Genomic DNA, 3,785 nt, shown 5'->3' on the forward strand with positions numbered 1-3,785 from the left:
TAAATCACCAGCCTTTTAGAAGGCTGGCGATTTAAGAGGGAATATTGCTCTTCAACACTGTTGTTCAAATTGAAAAGTCTTGCGGCGCCACAACTTAATTCCTTGCGATTTCTCCCAAACCGAGCGAATCCGTTGTTTTTCACCAGCCTTTTAGACTAGAAAATCTTTGCAAATCCACACATTCATGATTATGGCCAGGAAGGAAAATGAATGATCATTCACGAATCTATTTAAGCGGTGAAGATAAAGAAAAGACGATTGCATAATGGAAAAGGAGGAGAACGACTTTGTCTTTATCCAGTTATATTATCCGCACAATGTTCGTTGTCATTCCTGGCACAGCGGCGATCGGCATGGCCACATGCCTGGTCAACGGCATTCGCGGGGCGGCATTTTGGTGGACGCTTGTTGCTACGGTGCTGTTTGGCGCGATGCTCGGCTTCGTTTCGGCAACGCTCAACTATCGACGGTTTGTTGCCCCGATTGCCGTTATTAACGAACATTTAGGCAAGATGACAGGCGGAGATTTGACGGTGCGCATACCTCTTGATCGCGTCCAGCAGCTGCGGCCGATTGCGGCGTCGTTAAACGATATGGCAAACGCTTGGCAAAGTGTGATGGGGCAAGTCCAACATCATGCCGAAGAAGTAGCGCAATATTCTCAGCAGCTTGCCGCCGTCGCCGAACAGACGACGAAAGCGACAGAGCAAATTGCGACAACGATGGAAACGCTTGCGGCAAGTGCGGAGGAGCAGGCCGATGCTGTTCGCACCACCGCCGCGTCCGTGCATGATATTTCCCAAACATTGAGCGACGTCGCTTTCCATACGAAAGAAGTGGCGCACCAGGCTGAGAAAACATCGGCGAAAGCAGAGGACGGCAAGCAGTCAATCGGACAAATGTCCAAGCAAATGCAGTTCATTTACGATCATGTGCAAACGCTCGGCCAGGTGGTGAAAGGGCTTGGGGAGCGCTCCAACGAGATTGGACAGATTACGGAAGCGATCACCGGCATTGCGTCGCAGACGAATTTGTTGGCGCTCAATGCGGCGATCGAAGCGGCGCGCGCCGGCGAGCAAGGGAAAGGGTTTGCGGTTGTCGCGGACGAAGTGAGGAAGCTCGCAGAACAATCAGCGCGCTCAGCGCAACAAATTTCCGAGCTGATCGGTTACATTCAAGAAGAAACGAAGCGGGCAGTTGCGTCTGCCGAACAGGTGATCGCCGAAGTGGCGAAAGGATTGAACGTTGCGGCGGCATGCGGCCAATCATTTGCCCATATCCGCGAGGAGGTCGGCCAAGTGAGCAAACAAATTGGACAAGTATCGTCCGCCATCGAGCAAATGACGGAGCATGCTCGTCAAGTGAACGACGCACTCCAACAGATGACCAATATTGTCGAACAGTCAGCGTCTGGTGCGGCCAACGTATCGGCAGCGACCCAGGAACAAATGGCTTCCGTCGAGGAAATCGCCTCTTCGTCGACATCGCTCGGTCAGATGGCGGACGAGATGCGGGCAATGCTGAAGAAATTTTCTGTGTGAGTGAGGAAAAGGACGCTTTCTTCGAGAAAGAGGGGCTTTCAAACGACGTGTGGGAGTCAACGTTTGGAATAAAATGGTTTGCATCTTTGCCAATTGCCTGATAGAATAAAAAAAGTCAGTCATCATTGTGATACGCTTATCTGCTAGGGGAGTCCGAGAGCCGGGCTGAGAAAAGAACGCGATGAAGTTCTTTGACCCTTTGAACCTGATCTGGGTCATGCCAGCGTAGGGAAGCAGGCAGCGGGAACAGATGGACGTGTCTTGTTCATTTGGCCTTTTGCCTTCGATCAGGTTCCGGTGTCGGAACCTGTTTTTATTTTGAATCGGCCGCCATCGCCTATTCTCGTGTTTGCCCCGCTTCAGACGGTGTGGCTTCAGATCTGATTTTTCATCATTTTATGTTGAAAGGGGAAGCCACGCATGGAAAACATCCGCTCGTTTATGTCGTTTCCGGAAAGCCGCAAAGTGTACATCGAAGGGTCGCGCCCGGATGTGCGCGTGCCGATGAGAGAAATTGCTTTATCGCCAACGAAAACGCCGCAAGGAATGGTGGAAAACAAACCGGTGCGTGTCTACGATACGACGGGCCCGTATACGGATCCCGATTTTGAACCGGACGTGGAGAAAGGCTTGCCTCCTCTTCGCCGCCGCTGGATTGTCGAGCGCGGCGATGTGGAGGAAATGGAGCGGTCTTCTGTTGCGATCCAACGTTCGCTTCCGTTTGTGCGCCGTCCATTGAGGGCAAAGCCCGGAAAAACAGTGACACAAATGCATTACGCCAAACGGGGGATCATTACGCCAGAAATGGAGTTTGTCGCGATTCGTGAACAAATCGATCCAGAAATTGTCCGCCAAGAAGTCGCCGCTGGTCGGGCCATTATTCCGGCCAATATTAACCATCCAGAGAGCGAACCGATGATCATCGGACGTCGTTTCCATGTGAAAATTAATGCCAATATCGGCAACTCGGCTGTTTCTTCATCGATTGAAGACGAAGTGGAAAAATTGCTTTGGGCAGTGCGTTGGGGCGCCGATACGGTCATGGATTTATCGACCGGCAAACACATTCATGAAACGCGCGAGTACATCATCCGCAATTCGCCGGTCCCCGTGGGAACGGTGCCGATTTATCAGGCGCTCGAAAAGGTAGGAGGGGTGCCGGAGAAGCTGACATGGGACGTGTACCGCGAGACGCTCATCGAGCAGGCTGAACAAGGAGTCGACTACATGACGATCCACGCCGGTGTGCGGCTTCATTACATTCCGCTCACCGCCAACCGGACGACCGGAATTGTCTCGCGCGGCGGCTCGATCATCGCCCAATGGTGTTTGGCCCACCATGAAGAAAACTTTTTGTATACGCATTTTGAAGAAATCTGCGAGATTTTGAAACAATACGATGTCGCGATCTCCCTTGGCGACGGCTTGCGCCCCGGCTCCATCGCCGATGCGAACGATGAGGCGCAGTTTGCGGAACTCAAGACGCTCGGCGAGCTGACGAAAATCGCCTGGAAGCATGATGTGCAGGTGATGATCGAAGGGCCGGGGCACATTCCGATGCATAAAATTCGCGAAAATGTCGAGCGGGAACAGGAAATTTGTCATGGAGCGCCGTTTTATACGTTAGGGCCGCTTGTCACCGACATCGCGCCCGGGTATGACCATATTACGTCAGCGATTGGCGCCGCCATCATTGGCGCTTATGGAACGGCGATGCTTTGTTACGTAACGCCCAAAGAACATTTAGGGTTGCCGAATAAAGAGGACGTACGCGCCGGGGTCGTGGCCTATAAAATCGCCGCCCATGCGGCTGATCTGGCAAAAGGGCATCCAGCCGCTCAGCAGCGTGACGACGCGCTCTCGAAAGCGCGCTTTGAATTTCGTTGGAACGATCAGTTCAATTTATCCCTCGATCCGGAACGGGCCCGCGAATACCATGATGAAACATTGCCGGCTGAGGCGGCGAAAACGGCTCATTTTTGTTCGATGTGCGGGCCGAAATTTTGTTCCATGAACATTTCACATGAACTGCAACGGAAAATCAAAGAGGAGGGGATGAAAGAAAAAGCGCAACAATTTATTCGGCAAGGGTCGTCGCTGTATCAATGACAAGAAGCGGGCTGCGATGCTCGGCATGGTGGAGAGGATATGGAAGTTCGATCAACGGAAAAAGCATGAGCTGGAAAACGCTCGGTGCTGATCGAAGCAGCGGAGGGGGGCGAACGTTCATCGTCTTTGGCGAGG

Annotated in this window: 2 protein-coding genes and 1 riboswitch; both genes read left to right on the top strand. The window is 52.5% G+C overall.

From position 1 onward, the window contains the following. Window positions 1–287: 287 nt before the first annotated feature. Complete coding sequence (locus tag VU18_RS01540; RefSeq protein ID WP_011229873.1) at window positions 288–1,541, top strand: methyl-accepting chemotaxis protein; 1,254 nt, start codon at window positions 288–290, stop codon at window positions 1,539–1,541. Window positions 1,542–1,676: 135 nt separating this feature from the next. Continuing rightward, window positions 1,677–1,790: riboswitch (TPP riboswitch) on the top strand. A gap of 171 nt (window positions 1,791–1,961) precedes the next feature. Then, window positions 1,962–3,650, top strand: coding sequence for a phosphomethylpyrimidine synthase ThiC (thiC, locus tag VU18_RS01545; protein ID WP_011229874.1), 1,689 nt, complete (start codon window positions 1,962–1,964; stop codon window positions 3,648–3,650). Window positions 3,651–3,785 lie beyond the last annotated feature (135 nt).

The sequence above is a fragment of the Geobacillus sp. ZGt-1 genome (genome assembly GCF_001026865.1).
Taxonomy (GTDB): Bacteria; Bacillota; Bacilli; order Bacillales; family Anoxybacillaceae; genus Geobacillus; species Geobacillus thermoleovorans.